The 16,762-nt window shown below is 60.7% G+C and carries 12 protein-coding genes and 2 pseudogenes; 4 read left to right on the top strand and 10 right to left on the bottom strand.

The genetic code is table 11. The features are described from left to right. Positions 1-65: 65 nt before the first annotated feature. From dsbD to P3T16_RS10255, 7 genes and pseudogenes are all read right to left on the bottom strand, one after another. The gene (dsbD, locus tag P3T16_RS10285; protein WP_429342178.1) at positions 66-1,934 is read right to left on the bottom strand and encodes a protein-disulfide reductase DsbD; all 1,869 of its coding nucleotides are present in this window, start codon (positions 1,932-1,934) and stop codon (positions 66-68) included. Positions 1,935-2,004: 70 nt separating this feature from the next. Then, the gene (locus P3T16_RS10280; protein ID WP_429342177.1) at positions 2,005-2,361 is read right to left on the bottom strand and encodes a copper-binding protein; all 357 of its coding nucleotides are present in this window, start codon (positions 2,359-2,361) and stop codon (positions 2,005-2,007) included. Next, positions 2,358-5,564, bottom strand: coding sequence for an efflux RND transporter permease subunit (locus tag P3T16_RS10275; RefSeq protein ID WP_429342176.1), 3,207 nt, complete (start codon positions 5,562-5,564; stop codon positions 2,358-2,360). The genes P3T16_RS10280 and P3T16_RS10275 overlap by 4 nt, the downstream gene beginning before the upstream one ends. Next, positions 5,561-7,087 (bottom strand): efflux RND transporter periplasmic adaptor subunit, encoded by a 1,527-nt coding sequence (locus P3T16_RS10270; RefSeq protein WP_429342175.1) that lies wholly within the window; start codon positions 7,085-7,087, stop codon positions 5,561-5,563. Before P3T16_RS10270 ends, P3T16_RS10275 begins: the two co-directional genes overlap by 4 nt. Before the next feature lie 11 nt (positions 7,088-7,098). Then, a complete protein-coding gene (locus P3T16_RS10265) occupies positions 7,099-8,394 on the bottom strand; it encodes a TolC family protein (protein ID WP_429342174.1) in 1,296 nt (431 codons plus the stop codon). Between the two features lie 92 nt (positions 8,395-8,486). Next, entirely contained in the window at positions 8,487-8,849 is a 363-nt protein-coding gene (locus P3T16_RS10260) for a hypothetical protein (RefSeq protein WP_429342173.1), read from the bottom strand. Between the two features lie 341 nt (positions 8,850-9,190). Continuing rightward, positions 9,191-9,661 (bottom strand): annotated as a pseudogene (locus P3T16_RS10255) (copper resistance D family protein); the annotation flags it as partial. A gap of 86 nt (positions 9,662-9,747) precedes the next feature. Between P3T16_RS10255 and P3T16_RS10250 the strand changes: the two are divergent. Both P3T16_RS10250 and P3T16_RS10245 read left to right on the top strand, forming a co-directional pair. Next, complete coding sequence (locus P3T16_RS10250; protein ID WP_429342172.1) at positions 9,748-9,945, top strand: heavy-metal-associated domain-containing protein; 198 nt, start codon at positions 9,748-9,750, stop codon at positions 9,943-9,945. A 27-nt stretch (positions 9,946-9,972) separates the two neighbouring features. Continuing rightward, a pseudogene (locus tag P3T16_RS10245) lies at positions 9,973-10,140 on the top strand (YncE family protein); the annotation flags it as partial. 110 nt (positions 10,141-10,250) lie between these two features. Here P3T16_RS10245 and P3T16_RS10240 read toward each other — a convergent pair. From P3T16_RS10240 to P3T16_RS10230, 3 genes are read right to left on the bottom strand one after another with little or no spacing between them, the layout of a single operon-like run. Next, complete coding sequence (locus tag P3T16_RS10240) at positions 10,251-12,266, bottom strand: VTT domain-containing protein (protein ID WP_429342171.1); 2,016 nt, start codon at positions 12,264-12,266, stop codon at positions 10,251-10,253. Positions 12,267-12,272: 6 nt separating this feature from the next. Continuing rightward, the gene (locus tag P3T16_RS10235) at positions 12,273-13,613 is read right to left on the bottom strand and encodes a sensor histidine kinase (protein ID WP_429342170.1); all 1,341 of its coding nucleotides are present in this window, start codon (positions 13,611-13,613) and stop codon (positions 12,273-12,275) included. Then, positions 13,577-14,251, bottom strand: a complete 675-nt coding sequence (locus tag P3T16_RS10230) for a response regulator (protein ID WP_429342169.1) — start codon at positions 14,249-14,251, stop codon at positions 13,577-13,579. Before P3T16_RS10230 ends, P3T16_RS10235 begins: the two co-directional genes overlap by 37 nt. A 295-nt stretch (positions 14,252-14,546) precedes the next feature. Between P3T16_RS10230 and P3T16_RS10225 the strand changes: the two genes are divergently transcribed. Both P3T16_RS10225 and P3T16_RS10220 read left to right on the top strand, forming a co-directional pair. After that, the gene (locus P3T16_RS10225) at positions 14,547-15,719 is read left to right on the top strand and encodes a TolC family protein (protein WP_429342168.1); all 1,173 of its coding nucleotides are present in this window, start codon (positions 14,547-14,549) and stop codon (positions 15,717-15,719) included. Between the two features lie 86 nt (positions 15,720-15,805). Then, positions 15,806-16,753, top strand: coding sequence for an efflux RND transporter periplasmic adaptor subunit (locus P3T16_RS10220; protein WP_429342167.1), 948 nt, complete (start codon positions 15,806-15,808; stop codon positions 16,751-16,753). The last annotated feature ends 9 nt before the right edge of the window (positions 16,754-16,762 follow it).

Here is a 16,762-nt window from a genome sequence, read left to right as displayed (position 1 = left end):
TTCAGTATAGGCGCTGCCGCGGCACACCGCCACGGCTGACCGTCGAACTCGTGTACAGGTTCACGTTACTGCCCCCATTGCTTCAGATGCGCGAGGAACGCATCGGCTCCAACGAATCCTTCGAGTTGGGCATCGGGCTGTTGCCGCCCGCTCCTGTCATAGAAAATCAGGGCCGGCGGCCCAAAGAGACCAAAGCGCCGCAGCATTGCAGTGTCCTCTGCAGTGTTCTTCGTCACATCGATGCGCAGTAGCTTCCAGTGCGCGAATTCGCTGACCACGCGCGAGTCGGTAAAGGTAAAGCGCTCGAGTTCCTTGCAACTGATGCACCAGTCCGCGTAGAAGTCGACCATCACGGGCTGACCACTTGCTGCCTTGAGCGCCTGGTCCAGCTCGGCATTCGTCCGTACCGCTTCAAACCGCGCGGTTGCATTTTCGTCCGCGTTTCCGCTCGTCGATGACGACACGCGCATCACGCCACCGAGTGGTTCCAGAACGTCGAAGTTGCCCGATGCAACACCAATGAATTCAGCGACTCCTGCAACCAGCAGCAATACGCCGAGAGCCTTTCCCACACGGGAAATACCGGGTGCATCAGGCGGTAGCGGGTCGATGGCGCGGAGCATCATGCCGCAACTGGTCAGCAGCAGCGCGACCAGTACCATCAATAGCCAGCCTGGTAGCAGCGAGTAGACGAACCACAACGCGGCTGCGAGCAGCATTACGCCCAGCGTATTCTGAACCGCGACCATCCAGTGGCCTGACCTCGGCAGAATACGCGCGCCGAACGTGCCGACGAGCAGTAGCGGAATGCCTATTCCTACGCCCATCACATACAGAGCCAGTGCTCCGCCGACGACATCACGGCTGTTCGCGATATAGAGCAGCGCACCTGCCAACGCTGGGGTCGAACACGGCCCAACAATCAGTGCGGATAGCATACCCATCACGAACACCGGAACAATCCGCCCGCCTGGCAGACGATTGCTCCAGCCGGTAAGTCGGGTTTGCCAGCTGGTTGGCAGTTGCAGCCTGAACAGGCCGAACATCCCGAGCGCAAGGATAAACATGAGCAGGCCAAAGACAGCCAGCACCCACGGCTTTTGCGTCACGGCCACCAACGGGATGCCGATGAGTGCTGCAATGGTGCCGGCGACCGCATAGGTAATTGCAAGCCCTTGCATATAAGCGAGCGACAGCGCGAAGCCTCGTCCCAGGGACGGCCGTTCCCGGGTTCCTCCGATAACGGCCGTTACGATGGGGATGAGCGGATACATGCATACCGTGCCTGCAATCAGCAGGCCGGCGAAGAGAAAGCCCAGCAGCTCCGGTAAGGAAATGCCGTTCGCTGGATGCAGGTTGATTCCAGACACGGGTGTTGACTGGCCCCCGCCAACGCTCGGGAATTCGGTAACTCCAGCCGCAGCGTTGTTCCCAACTGCGACGGACGTGACGGAGCCGTCGGCCGCCACCCGATAGTTTCGCGTCTGCGGCGGATAGCACACCCCCAGGTCCGCGCATCCCTGCGATGTGACGGACAGCACGACGCTTGTCGCTATTGGGCGAGGCAGAGGAATGCGGACTTGCACCGGCCGGTGGTAGACGGTGACCATTCCGAATGTCGGGTCGTTTTTCACTTCCCCGGGCGGCATCTGGTCCGGCTTTACCGGTGTGCCGTCAGCCGCAAAGCTGAACCTGTCACGGTACAGGTAGTAGCCAGGTTGTATGTCGAAATCGAGTGCTACCAGTTGTGGCGCACTGAGCGTGACCTTCAAGGGGAACGCCTGTTCAGGCGGCAGCAAGTCGGACTCGTTCACCGCGTGGGCCGCCAGCGACGTCAGTACAAACAGCAAGGCGAATGCGACGCGCAACGCACGGTTGAGCGCCTCTTTCAGATAGCAAATGCCTCGCTGGGCGGTGATTGATGTCGTTTGCATCGCTGACCTCTATCCATGCAAGCAGGCTCACCGTGCACGGTAAGCCTGCAAGTACAGCATCAGTACCGCATCAAGACTGCTTTTCCAGCTTCACGATGGTCAGCGTCCCGTTGACGCTTTCGACGCGAACCTTGACCTTGTCGCCCTCGTGAACCTGCTTGACCATCGCAGCATCCTTGGCCTTGAACGCCATCGTCATCGGCGGCATCCCGACGTTCTCGAGCGCACCGTGCTTCAGCGTGACCATACCGGTGGTCGGGTCGACTTTCTTCACTTCCGCATCGGTGAGCGTCGCGTTCGGTGACGCCTTTGCAGCCGAAGGCTTCATGGACATGTTCATGCCGGCCATGTCATCGCCCGCGAACGCCGGTGCGGCAAACATGCCAATTGCGCAGAGAGCAACAGAGGTAACAATTAACTTCTTCATTGGGTTTCTCCAGTCTGGATAGATGGCACTTTCATGCCGGAAGGTACTGCATGAGGAAGCCGCTCATGGCCCAGCTTTCGCGCACGGCGGCGCTGCAACAGGAACCAGGCTGCGGGGATAACGAACATCGAAAGGATTGGCGCCGTGACCATACCCCCGACCATCGGCGCGGCAATGCGCTGCATGACTTCCGAGCCGGCGCCGTGTCCGACCATGATGGGTATCAGGCCGGCCAGAACGACCGCAACTGTCATTGCCTTGGGCCGCACACGCAAAACGGCGCCTTCGCGAATCGCATCGAACAGGAGTGCCTCGGTCAGTAGCTCACCGCCTTCCAGCCTCCGATTCAAAGCGCCCTTCAGGTACAGCAGCATGACGACGCCGAACTCCGCCGCCACGCCCGCGAGCGCGATGAATCCGACTGCGGTGGCGACAGATACCGCGTGGCCCAGAATCCAGATGAGCCAGAATCCACCAACGAGTGCAAATGGAACCGTCGACATCAGCAGCAACGCATCAGCCGCAGAGTTGAACGTCAGGAACAGCAGCACGAAGATGACGACGAGCGTCACCGGGATGACCGTGCGTAACTTTGCCGCCGCGCGCTCCAGGTACTCGAACTGTCCGGACCAGGCAATCGAGTACCCGGGAGGCAGTACGACCTTTTCCGCAACAGCACGCTGCATCGCTTTCACGGCCGACTGCAGGTCCGTGTTACGGATGTCCACGTAGACGTAGCCAGAAAGACGCGCGTTCTCGCTACGAATCATCGGTGGACCATCGGCAATCGTGATGTGCGCGACATCGCCGAGCTGGATTTGTGCCCCGCGTTCCGTGACGACCGGTAGCCGACGCAGCTTATCGAGCGAATCCCGGATTTCGCGCGGATAGCGGATGTTGATGGGGAACCGCTCACGGCCGGCAATGACCTCGCCGACGTTGTCACCGCCCACTGCCGAGGACACGACCGACTGGATGTCCGCCACGGCGAGCCCGTAGCGGGCCGCCGCCAGCCGGTCGATGTCGACGTCGATATAACGACCGCCGTTTAGTCGTTCGGCCAGCGCCGACGTCACCCCCGGAACATCCTTGACCGCCGTTTCGACCTGCTTCGCGACCCTGTCGATTTGCGTAAGGTCCGGGCCCGAAATCTTGACGCCAACCGGCGTCTTGATGCCCGTCGACAGCATGTCAAGGCGATTGCGGATAGGCGGTACCCAGACGTTCGACAGCCCCGGCACCTTCACCGTCCGGTCCAGTTCATCGACCAGTTTTTCCGGCGTCATGCCGCGGCGCCACTGACTGCGCGGCTTGAACTGAATCGTCGTCTCGAACATCTCGAGTGGCGCCGGGTCAGTGGCCGTGTCGGCCCGGCCAGACTTGCCAAAGACGGTCTCCACCTCCGGAACTTTCTTGATGAGCCGGTCCGTCTGCTGCAGCAGTTCGCTCGCCTTCTCCGCCGAAATGCCGGGAAGCGCGGTCGGCATATACAGCAGGTCGCCTTCATCGAGCGGTGGCGTGAATTCGCCGCCTAGCTGGGAAAGCGGAATCGCCGAAGCAGCCAGTGCAATCACCGCCAGACCAATGGCAATCCACGGCCGCCGCAGCGTGGCTTCCAGCAACGGCCGGTACAGTCGAATCAGTACGCGATTGATGGGGTTCGAGTTCTCGTGAGGAATACGACCTCGAATCAGATAGCCCATCAGCACGGGCACCAGCGTCACCGACAACCCGGCAGCAGCGGCAATGGTGTAGGTCTTCGTGAAGGCCAACGGAGAAAACAGCTTGCCTTCTTGCCCCTCGAGCGAGAACACCGGGATGAACGACAGGGTAATGATGAGCAGCGAGAAGAACAGTGCGGGCCCCACCTCCGCAGCCGATGTCGCGATAAGGTCCCAGCGCTGTGCGGTCGTGATTGGTTCGCCCGGGTGGTCATGGTCGAACGCTTCGAGATGCTTGTGAGCGTTCTCAATCATCACGATGGCAGCGTCAATCATCGCGCCGATGGCAATTGCGATGCCTCCCAGCGACATCAGGTTCGCGTTGACCCCCTGATAACGCATCACGATGAACGCGGCCAGCACACCGAGCGGCAGCGACAGAATCGCGACAAACGCACTGCGCAGGTGGAACAGGAACACCGCGCAGACCAGCCCAACGATGATGAATTCCTCGATGAGCTTGTCTTTCAGGTTGTCCACCGCACGTTCGATGAGCTGCGAGCGGTCATAGGTCGTTACGACCTCGACTCCGGCCGGCAGTGAACGCTTCAGGTCAGCCAGTTTCGCCTTCACCGCGTCGATAGTCGTCAGCGCGTTCTTGCCTGAACGCATGACGATGACACCGCCCGCGACTTCACCGTCGCCATTCAGTTCCGCGATGCCGCGCCGCATCTCGGGCCCGATTTGAATCCGGGCAACGTCGCCAAGCAGAACCGGTGTGCCGGTGTCATTCGTCCGCAGCACGACGTTCCGAAAATCATCGAGCGAGTGTAGATACCCCGACGAGCGCACCATATATTCGGACTCGGCCATCTCTACCACCGAACCGCCCGACTCCTGGTTGGCTTTGCCCAGTGCATCGGCCACCATCGCCTGGGTGATGCCGTACGCGCGAAGTTTGTCCGGGTCGAGGACGACCTGATACTGTTGAACCATGCCACCAATGGACGCGACTTCGGAGACGTCTGGCACCGACTTCAGTTCGAACCTCAGGAACCAGTCATTGAGCGCGCGCAGTTGTCCGAGGTCGTGCTGTCCGGTCCTGTCGACAAGCGCGTATTCGTACACCCAGCCGACGCCGGTTGCGTCCGGGCCAAGCGAGACTGTCGCTCCTTGGGGCAGCCTGCTCTGAACCTGGTTCAGATACTCGAGCACGCGTGAGCGCGCCCAATACTGGTCGGTCCTGTCGTCGAACAGCACATAGACGAACGCATCGCCGAACGACGAATACGCCCGGATGGTCTTTGCCCCCGGCACGCCAAGCAGCATCGTGGTGAGCGGATACGTGACCTGGTCCTCGATGACTTGCGGCGCCTTACCCGGATACGACGCCTTGATGATGACCTGTGTATCGGACAGGTCAGGCAGCGCATCGAGCGGTGTTTGCGTGACCGAATAGACGCCCCACGCCGTAACAAGCACGGTCGCGAGCAGCACCAGGAAGCGGTTGTGGATAGACCACCGTATAAGACGCGCAATCATTTCGCGCCTCCGACGGGTTCGACCCTGGTCAACTGGTATCCGTCATCTGACTGCCTGAAGACAAAATGCACGGTCTGGCCAGGCTTCACGTCCGGAAACGCCGTCGGCGATGGTTTGCCGAACGACATCGTCATCGCGCCCCAGCCCAGCGCTGGAACGGGTTGATGTGAAAACGTGATGTCTCCGGCCGTCACCTTTTCGACCTTGCCTGTGGTGTCGTAGGTCTGCGGTGCTGCTGCGGCAGATGCGGGAGCCGGCGCGCTCGCACCGGTCGGTGCGGTTGCTTCGAGCTTCGGCAGAACGGATTTCAGACTCGCTTCCGAGTCAATCAGGAACTGGCCGGATGCGACGACCTGCTGGCCTTCAGTCAGGCCGCTACTCACCTCGGTATCGTCGCCGGCATCGTTCCCGACTGTGACCGGGACAGGTTGTAACCTGCCGTCTGGATTCCTGACGATGACTATCGACCGCTTACCCGTCGTGATGACAGCTTCCGAAGGAACAAGCAACCGCGATACTTTTTTCGCGGCACCAATGCGCGCCCGCATCAGCATCCCCGGCGTCAACCTGAAGTCCGCGTTGTCGATTTCGAGGCGAGCCTGCAGCGTGCGGCTGCTTGTGCTGATGCCCGGCAGGATTTCGCGGATGTGTCCCGTGAAATGTTGCGCCGGGTCGCCGGCAAACACGGCGTCCACGCTCATGCCTGCTTGAACCTGGAGAGCCAGTGCTTCGGGTACCTCGACCACGAGCCACAGCCTGTTGAGCCCGGAGACCTTCGCGAGCGTCTGCCCGGGTGACACCATCGCACCATCGCGAACGTTCAGTTCGGTCAGCACACCGGTTTCCGGTGCGGATAGCGTGATGTGTGTCTGCGCCTTGCCGGTGCGGTCGAGACTCGCAATCACGCCGTCCGGAATCGACATCGCCCGCATACGCGCACGTGACGCAGCAAGCATGCCGTCATTCATGCCGCCACGTTTCAGCGCCAGATACTCTTCCTGCGGCGCAAGCCAATCTGGAACGAACAGGGATGCAATCGGAGCACCCTTCGTTACGCGTTGCATTGGGGCGCTGGCGTAAAGATGGTCAATGTAGCCGGTCACCCGCGACTGGACGACATCAGCTTTCGACTCATCGAACTGCGTAGTCCCTACCGCGTCGAATCCTTCCGTTGTTTCCTGCCGGCGGACAGTCGCGTAGCGAATGCCAAGGTTCTGCTGCAACCCCGGGTCAATCTTGATGCCGTTCGAGCCGCCTTCATCGGCGTAGACCGGTTCGAGCTGCATGTTCATGAAAGGCGACTTGCCCGGCTTGTCGAAATGCTGGTTCGGCACCATTGGGTCGTGCCAGTACAGTACCTTACGGCCAGTCTTCGGGTCGATTTTGTCGCCGGAAGGTGTAGCCGCAACAGCGCTCTCGCCACTAATCACCGAACGATGTGTGCCGGCGACATAGCCGGCACCGAGCAACACCGCTGCGACGAACGTCATAAGCGCCGCACGTGCCAGTTGTTTCTTTTGCATGTTGTTCTCCTTCACTGACTCACGGCCATCGAGGCGGGCACAACCTGGTATTCCAGCTGGGCCCAGGTCTGGGATACGTCACGCTGCAGGTCGAGCATCTGAAGCTGGGCGTCGAGCTGCGCACGTTTGGCGGCGAAGGTGTTCGCAAGCGAGCCGGTGCCTGCCTTGTACGCAGCAGTCGCCAGTTGGGCGCGTTGGTCCGCCGCGGGCAGCAGGGAATGACTGAGATTCGCGATACGTTCGCGACCGCTGGCCAAGGTTGCCGCCTGCGTGCGGATATCCGCTTCGACCTGACGCTGCGCGTCCTCGTACATCAGCCGCGCCTTGGTGCCCAGTTCGGCTTTCTCCGCTGCGTCCCGGTCCTGGTAGTTCTTGCGATGGATGGGCAGCGGGATGCTGACGCCAACCGACACCATGTTCGAGTACGCGCCGCCGCGCTGCTGGTAGGCGACTTCCCACGTCCAGTTGGGGCTGCGGTTACTGTTCGCTACGGCCGTGTCGGCATCGGCGACAGCAATGTCCCGGGATGCTGCGATGAGCACCGGTTGCACTTCATGCAGCTCTTCGGGCGGCAGGGACGATACGTATGACTGTAGCGCCGGCGGGTCACCGGTCACGTCAGAAACGGGCGTTGCCATCCATCGGGACAGGCCGATGAGTGCGGTCTGAAACGTCTGCTGGGCCTTGAGCAACTGGTCCTGGGTCTGCGCCAGCATCGCCTGAGCCTGCATCACATCGGCGGCAGTCGCTTTCGCTCCACGATAAGAGGCTTTCGTCGCATCCAGCTCATGGGTCATGTGGCCAACGAGTTCCTGTTGCAGCGCGACAGCTTTCTTCGCATAGACTGCGTTCAGCCACGCCGTGGCCGTTTGCTGGCGCGTGTTCGCGAGCTGGGCAAGGTAGCCGGCCCGCTCGCGGTCCACTACGTCGTTTGCCAATGCGGACCGCAGCCGGCGCTTGTCCCCCGATACCCATTCCTGTTCGATGCCGATACGGCGCATGGTCATGAAGTCCTGACCGATGGTGAACCGTTGCGGTCCGTTCACCGGCAGGTTGTCCACGCCAGCCTTCAGCATTGGGTCGGGCAACTGGCCGGCCCGGACGGCCGACTCTGAACTGGCACGGACTGAAGCCTGCGCAGCCCCCATGACGGCAGAGCGGTCGGTAGCGGACTGGAGCGCCGCATCAAGCGTGACGGGTGCTTCCTGAGCGTGAGCGGCGATACTCGCCAAAGCTAGCGCGATAAAAAGCGTGCGCGCACGCGGTGGTGCACGCCGGTATGACGGCGTGCCAATAGTTAAAGGCATGTTCTAACCCCAACGGCGGAGTCCCAACGGGAATCCACGTCCTGGACGCAGGACGACCTCGCCGCAAACGCGGCGAACCTGTCACAAAGGGATTAGATGGCGCGGGGAGGTCGCCAGAAACCGCCCGGTTCACGGACGGACAGGGACTGCGCGTAATGGAAAACAACTGGGCTGGACAGCCCGGCGGGACGAGAAACCTCGGTGCGGGATACCGGGTGATACAGGCTGCCGAGCTGGCATTGCGCCGTTACCTTGCAGAACAGGCCTTTGGCTTTCCCTGGCTGCGATGATTTCATTGTCTCGCAGCCAGGCATTTCCGAAGACATCGCACTGCCATCCTCGGAGCCCATGCTCATCTGCATCGGACATGCTCCTGTCAAGCCGCTGGCCGCCAGCCCACTGACGGGAAGCGCGGCGCAGAGCAACAGGAGGAGTAATGTCCGGAGAAATTTCATGGCTGGGATTATAGCGGAGCAATTTTATCCCTGCTCCGGGGATTTTGCCGCCAGCGTCGCTCATCGCACACAGCCGGCACCAACTGGCGATTGGGCGGAAGGGACACGGCGCCTGGCGCCGGTATGGCGCGCCGGGGATTCGCGTCCGACGTTATCTCGGTGGACAGTTCAGTGTTTTCACGTGCTAACGACGCACGGAAAATAAAAAAGGACCCGACGTGCTGTCGGGTCCCGTAAAAGATGGCCTTTGCCTGAAGTCAATCGAGGCAGGATGCAGCCTTTTTTGACCCTGTGGCGGTGACCATCTGCGTGGACGTGAGAAACAAACGGTAGCGAACGGACTACGACGAACCGGGTAGTGGACTGGAGACGAGTACCGCAGCGGCGACCAGCACGCCTGCCAGTACCACCGATTCGATATGCAACACGGCGGCAAAGCGTTTTAGAGGCTTCAGGGGTGACGTTGGGGAGGCATTCTTCAACGATGCGAGCAGCTTGGGCATCTCGAAGAAACGATTGTGTCCTCCGAGGGCTGCAGCCACGAACACCAGCGCGAGTTTCAACAACAGAATCTGTCCGTAGCCCGACTCCAGAAGGTCGCCAGGCGACCTGACACCGCGCCAGCCGTTATAGGCGCCTGTGGCAAAAAGAATAACCAGCGCAACCGTTGCGGCATCCGACAAAGACTGGATATATGCGGCGCTATTGACGCGGTCGCTGCCCGGAGCGTTGAAAAAACGTGGCGCAACAATGTACGTCGTAACCAGCACAAGCCCCACCCACGCACTGATGGCGAGCAGATGTACCCAGTCCGCAGCCGACGCGTCACGCAGGCACTTGACCTTCCTGCCATGGGAAGGTTCATGCTGAGGGTTCTGATTTGCTACTGGAGGCAAAAATGGAATTCGAGGTTAAGGATATGTCATGCGGCGGGTGCGCCAACTCGATTACGCGCGCCGTCACCAACATCGACCCGGCAGCGAGGCTCGACATCGATGTCACTGCCAAAATCGTGAAAATCGATTCGGCGTTGCCGCCAGAACGTCTGGTCGCTGTGATTGAGGCAGCAGGATTTCACCCGACGGTCAACGTGTAACCACATCGTCCCACGGAGATCGCTGAAATGCGGTTCCCTATTGGCGCCTTACTTTTGACGTTCGCGTTTCAGCTTCCCGCTCATGCTGAAAACGTCATCGTGCTGAATTCGTCCGACGCGAGCGTGAGCCTGATTGACGAAGCAACGCAAAAGGTGGTCGATACCTTCCCGGTGGGAAAGGAACCCCACCATTTGAGCCGCTCGCGGCTCGCATGACCATGCGCACCATCAACATAACCACCACTCGGAATGACCGTCTGACACGGTCGTCCGGCGGAGCGACCGCCAGGGTAGCCACGCGAAGGTCATTCGTCATGTAACACCAGTAGCGCCACCGGAATGCCGTAACAATTCACCTGGTCCGCCACAACCACCCCGTGGCCTGCGACCCACTCGTCGCGAGCATCCAGCGTCGCCCCTTTCCTGTTGTCAGCACGCAGAATGTTGATTGGCCACGACGGACGGTACAACCGTTCGTGCACGAGGGAACCGACCCAAAGGGGCACGGGTGACGCGCCGTTCTCGCCTTCAACCGCATAGCCGCTTGGCCAGAAACGCAGCACATCGCGTTCGTCACGTGAGTTGCCCGGACGAGTAAAGACCAGCGACGACGGCACGCCGTTGTTCAGCTCAGGCAACACCGGAAGCGCCATGGCCACCACGTTGGGCGAAGCGAGGGAAAGCAGGCTGCGTGCAGAAAGGTCCGCGCCCTCGACCCAGCCCCGGCTTCGAAGTTGACTTCTTATCTGGTCGATGCGCGCAGACCACTGCAGCGTGAAAGGCTCCCCCTGCTCGCCTGCCATGTCGGAGCGAAAGCACGGCAGGGTCCTTGAAAGCGAGTCGGTCCACTGCGCTTGCGTCACCAATACGGGTGCCGGGCGTCGCACGGCACCCGGCGCCGGAATGACCGGATTGACATTGAACTGTACGACCACGCTCGCACACATGACCAGAAGAATGACGACCGGCACGAGCCGACGCGATGGCGGGGCCTCTGGATTCCGCCACATCGATGCCAGCGCAACGATGGCCACCCATACAAACGCAAGCGCTGCACCGCCGACAGCATCGGAAAACCAGAATCGGCCGAAGTAAAGCCCCGCGAGCGCAACGACAACCACGATGACAGCACTCGTCGTCACTACGAATACGCCCTCAAGCTTACTCACCCTTCGCGCAAGCAGAAACGCGAGAAAGCCATACACAATTACTGCAACGGCAACGTGATTGCCCGGAAAAACGTAGGCAACCGAAGCCGGCAGACCCGGAGGACCACGGTGCATGGCAAGCTGAATAGCGAATATCAACAGTTGGGAGAAGACGACCGCAATCAGCCAGTAGCCGAGTGTGTGCCACCGCCGCTCCAACACTATCCACAGCACAGACACGACGACCAGTGCAGCCAGCGTAGCGGTGCTGCCCAGAATGGCGAGCGCCGAAAGAACAGCATCGCCCCATGGTGTGCGTACCGACTGAAGGAACTGATAGACCGACACGTCAACCCGCACGAGCGGGTCGCCGCTGACAACGTCTTCCAGAACGCCGAAAAAGAGCCAACCGGAAAGAAGCACAACGAGGGATGCCGCTACGATACCGCCAATAGCTGGCTGTTCAGCGTCCAGCATCCGCAGCGCAAGACGACCTGCTGACCCTTTGCGGTGACTCGCCCAGACAGCCAGACGGCGGCCGACCGCGCTTGCCCACGTATTGGCGTGCAAGAGGAGAACACGGGCCAGGCGGGCGCTCAGCCATACGGTGCCGGCCAGAAGCAAAATGATGACGACGAGGCGGAACGAGACTGCGCCAGCCAGTTGAACTGATGCACCGAAAGCCACGCCCGGCAGAATATGGGCAGGCGCCCAGAGAAAAGCCGAAAGGACGTTCATCGCGTAGAACCGCGTCGGGGCCATGCCCAGCATCCCTGCGACCACTGGCACAATCGCCCGCAACGGTCCGATGAACCGGGCGAACACTACGCTCTTCGCGCCATGTTTCTCAAAAAAACGGTGTCCCGCCTCGAGTACCTGCGGATGTTTCCGGAAGGGCCAAATCTGGACAATCCTGTCCTTGTAGCGGTTGCCGAGCCAGAAGCTCGTGCCGTCCCCGGCAACAGCGCCAGCAATCGCCCATGTGAGCAACCATCCCAGGTGGAGCGACCCCGTACCCACGAGCGCGCCGGCCAGAAACATTGTGGTGCTACCTGGAACGAAGGTCCCAATCACGGCGATGGCTTCGAGGAATGCCGCGAGGAAAACGACTACATATGTCCATGCCGGGTGTCCGGCGAGCAGTTGCAAGAGGTGAGCGTACGCGTGCTCCATCGTGCCCTACCGACCGTTCGGGTACAACGGCTGAAAATAACGCGCACGAAATCCGCCTTCGATGTTTTCGAGCACAAGGCGCCCGCCGGTCCGACGTGCAATCTCCGAAACGATGGAAAGACCCAATCCACTTCCTGACACCATGGAATAGTCCAGCCGGTAGAACGGTTCCAGCACTCGCTCGAGTTCCTCATCGGGAATACCGGAACCCGAATCGACAACTTCAAACATCACCTCATTTCCCGCATGAACGACTGATACATCTACCTTCCCGCAAGCTGGCGTATATCGCACCGCGTTGTCGACCAGGTTCCTCAGCACCACCGTGACTGACGACACGTCGACAACGGCATCAAGTTCGTCGAAGTGCTCGAAGCCAAGGTCGATATCCTTCTCGCGGGCAAGGCCAATTGTGGCGTTGATGACCTCGGTTGCGACGGCTCGCAGCGATACCGTAGCCGGCCGCTCCAGCCCCCCCTGTTCGGACCTTGCCAGTGCGAGCAGTTGCTCCACGAGTCTGTGAGTGCGGCGCAGTCCCGATTGAAAGGCCATGAGCCGCTCACGAGCGTCCGGCGATGTAACGATTGCGTCGAGATTTCCTGCCTGCAACGATAACGCTGCCAGCGGCGAGCGCAACTCATGCGCAGCGCTCGCGACAAACCGGCGCTGATGGCTGATTGCGTCCTTCAGCCGCGTAATCAGGCGGTTAATCGACCGGACAAAAGGCAATACTTCGTTGGTTATGCCGTCTTCAGGTAGCGGTTCAAGCGACATGTCGGTCTGTCGGTCTACCACGCTCGCAAGACGTGTGAGAGGCGCCAGCTTCGTTCTGACAATCACTACGATGATAATGATTAAGCCCGGCAACAGCAGAAGCATCGGAATGAGCGTTCTCATTGCGCCATCCCGCGCAATTTCGTCGCGCAACGCTGAGGGTTCTGCCACCGCGATACGCTCGCCGCTGCGGAGTGTACGGATGTTGACGCGCCAGCTTTGCCCGCCGTTGTTCAAGTCGTGAAACCCGTCGGTCAACGCCTTGGGAATCAGGAGTCCAGCGACCTTGGCGACTCCCGTCATCCCGTCGCTCAACCTGTCGATGACCACCTTGACGTCCGCTTCCTGGGAACTCTCAACCGACGGGCGAGACCCGGTGAACGCCAGCGCACGGCTATCAATCAGCGCAGCGATTTCCGTTAGCTGCCCGTCCTGCAGTTCCCTCGCTTCCTGATAAGCGAACGCGAACGACAACCCGCAGGCGACAACCCCCACTCCCACAATCACACAGCCAATCCACACCGACAGCTGCAACGTCAGAGAGCGTGATTGTCTTCCTTGTCTACCAACCATCCCACACCTCGTACGTTACGAATGACGGAAGCACCCAGCTTCTTGCGGATGCTGTGAATCACGACCTCCACGGCATTGCTTTCGACCTGTTCCTGCCAGGCGTAAAGCTTCCGTTCCAACTGGTTTCGCGACAGGACCGTCCCCGGCCTCATCAGGAGTGCACTCAACAGGGCGAACTCACGACTTGTCAGCCGGCATTCGGTGTTTCCATACACCGCGATATGCGTAGCAGCGTCCAGCGTGAGGCTTCCGCTCGTCATCCTGGTATCGCCGTGGTCGCCAAGTCGGCGGGTCACCGCCCGAAGGCGCGCGAGTAGCTCGCTGATTTCGAAGGGCTTCACAAGGTAGTCGTCGGCGCCAGCGTCCAGTCCGACGATTCTGTCCTCAACGGTATCTCGGGCCGTAAGAATAATGACCGGCACCTTGCTGCCGCCCGTTCTTATCATGCGAAGCAATTCGACGCCGTCGCGTTTCGGCAGATTCAGGTCCAGCAGCACCACGTCATGTTCTCGACCCAACAACGCGCCCATTGCCGACTCGCCGTCGCACACCCAGTCGGTCGCATACGCTGCATCTTTCAATGCCTGGACGATTGCATTGCCAATCATTTCGTCGTCTTCCACGAGAAGAATTCTCATACGTCTCACCAAGGTCGAAAGCAGCGTGCTAAGCCAAATCTAAGTCTCGCGGATTAGTATCCGAAGCGTTTTTTTGCATCGGATATCCATCGTGACCCATGGTGCTTTCGATAGTAGGTTGCAAAGCGGGATTCCCGCAACCGGTCGGCGACCTGGCAGCGTATTTGCATCCGCGCGAGTCGCGTTTGTCACGCTGGCTTTGGCGCTGAGCGGGTGTGCAGCGTATTCACCAAGGCCCCTTCCAGATACGCCCCAATGGCCCGATGACATCGCGTCCACCGCCTCGCCACTGACGGTGGACCAGGTGGTTGAACGTGCGCTCAAGCATAGCCCGGAAATCCACCGTGCTGAACGCGAGTTCGATATCGCCACCGCCAGAAAATACGCGGATGGCCTGCTGCCGGACCCAACGCTCAGCTTCAGCACAGACCGCCCCGGTGCGGAGGGCTTCGTCCCCGCATTCATGGTCGGGCTTAGCTATGAAGTGTCCGCAATCGTTGACCGCCCAGCGAAAAAGCGAGCGGCAGATAAGGCTCTTGAGAAGCAACAGCTCGCGGTGGAATGGACGAAATGGCAGGTCGCGAATCATGCCTATGCGCTCTACGTCAATAACGCGAGCCTCGAACGTCTCGAGAGAGAAGTCGAGCCACTGGTCGCCTATCAGAAAAGTGTCGCTGAACGAATGCAAAAGGCGCTCGCACGCTCCGACGTGACGCGAGACGTCGCCGTGCAGGCGGAAACCGCGTACCGCGACAGTGTGCAGCAGTTGACTACGCTGCGCCAGGAGCACCTCCAGGCGGGACAGGAACTCGATACGCTGCTTGAACTTCGCCCTGGGACACGCCTGGCGCTTGCGGTTCCGCCGCAGCCGCTTGAAGTCCCGGAGGAAGCGGTGTTACGTGCGCTCGCCGACCTCGGACAGCGCCGTCCCGACTTGCTGGCTCTACGCGCGGGGTACGCCGAACAGGACGAACGCTATCGCGCGGCACTTCTCGCGCAGTTTCCTCGACTGGACATCGGAGTCACGCGAGGCCGGGACACGTCCGCCATCTACACCTCGGGTCTTACCGTATCGGTGACGCTTCCCCTGTTCAACGGCAACCGTGGGAATATCGCGGTCGAAAGGGCCACTCGGGAGAGTCTCTATCAGGAATACGGCCAAAGGCTTGACGACGCGTACACCGCTGTCGACGGCATCAGCGCGGAGCTAAGCCTGCTGGGTGAACAGCTCCGTAACGCGCAGTCAACGGAGGCTGCACTCGAGACGTCGGTGAAGCAGGCGCGTGTCGCCAATGGCGCAGGCGATGTAACACTGCCGGTATTGGCAGACCTCGAATCCCGGCTGCTAACACAGCGCATCGCGACGGCAAAGCTCGCAAATTCCGTACTTCAGCAGCAGGTCGAGCTCTGTACCTTGATTGGCGTGAGCGCCATTGACCACCGACCGCTTAAGCAGGACCTTCCATGAATTCCATCCGGTTGCTCATTCTTGTCGCAATCGCCGTGACGTGGTCCGTCGCGAGTCATCATGCGGTCGCGCAGGACGTCGTGACGATGCCTGCGGTGCTGAAGCGCGTTGTGGTTACGGTCTCGGCGCCGGCGCGCGTGCAGGCGACCTCCAACACCGTGCTGAGTGCACCCACCGCCGGCATCGTCTCCGGCTTGCGCGTCGTTCCTGGCGAAACGGTGCGGCCTGGGCAGACGATTGCGCATCTGACTGGTCCCATGGTTTTGACGGAGCGCGCGCGCCTCGCGGCCGACCTGAAGTCGGCCCAGATACGCGTGTCTGCCACAACCCAGGCCGCCGCCATTGAGCAACAGAAATTTGATGAACAACTCAGTACCCGCGACGCTATCGCCCGCGCTCACGCCGAGCTCGACACCGCGCGCCAGCTGCTCGTCGCCGCACAAGCGGCTGCAGGAAGCTATACGAGCCTGGTCGAGATTGGAACGTCTGAACCCGGTGTGGTGACGGGGGTCAACGCCGCCGATGGTCAATACGTGAGCACCGGGCAGGCACTGGTCACTGTGGCATCGTCGCGCGGTCTTCATGTGGTCACGAATCTTTACGGGAGCGACGCGGCATCGGTCACGACGGGAATGAAAGGCGTCTTCCTTCAAGAAGGCACCGGTGCGCCCGTTGATGTATCCGTACAACGCACCTCCTGGAGCGTTATCGCGCCGGGTCAACTGGAAGTCTGGCTTGACACCGCGCCCGGTCACAGCCTCATATCAGGGACAGTCGGCACGGTCTCACTCACTGCATCCGACGGCAAACGCCTGGCCGTTCCGTCCGCAGCGCTGATTCTCGACGGCGGAATATGGTGGGCACTGGTGCGCGACAAGGGGGGTAACCACCGGCGACGTGTCATTCCCGGACCTTCCGAGGGCGGCTGGACGTCAATCAGGCAAGGACTTGCGCCAGGTGAGCGAGTCGTGACGCAGGACGCTTATCTTCTCTTCCACCAGGACTTCGCTACGCGCTACCAGCAAGCCGATTGACGCACTCTG

The sequence above is a fragment of the Paraburkholderia sp. GAS42 genome, assembly GCF_050436565.1.
Classification (GTDB): Bacteria; Pseudomonadota; Gammaproteobacteria; order Burkholderiales; family Burkholderiaceae; genus Paraburkholderia.
Note: the sequence above shows the minus strand (reverse complement) of the source record. Positions and strands in the feature narration are given on the sequence as shown.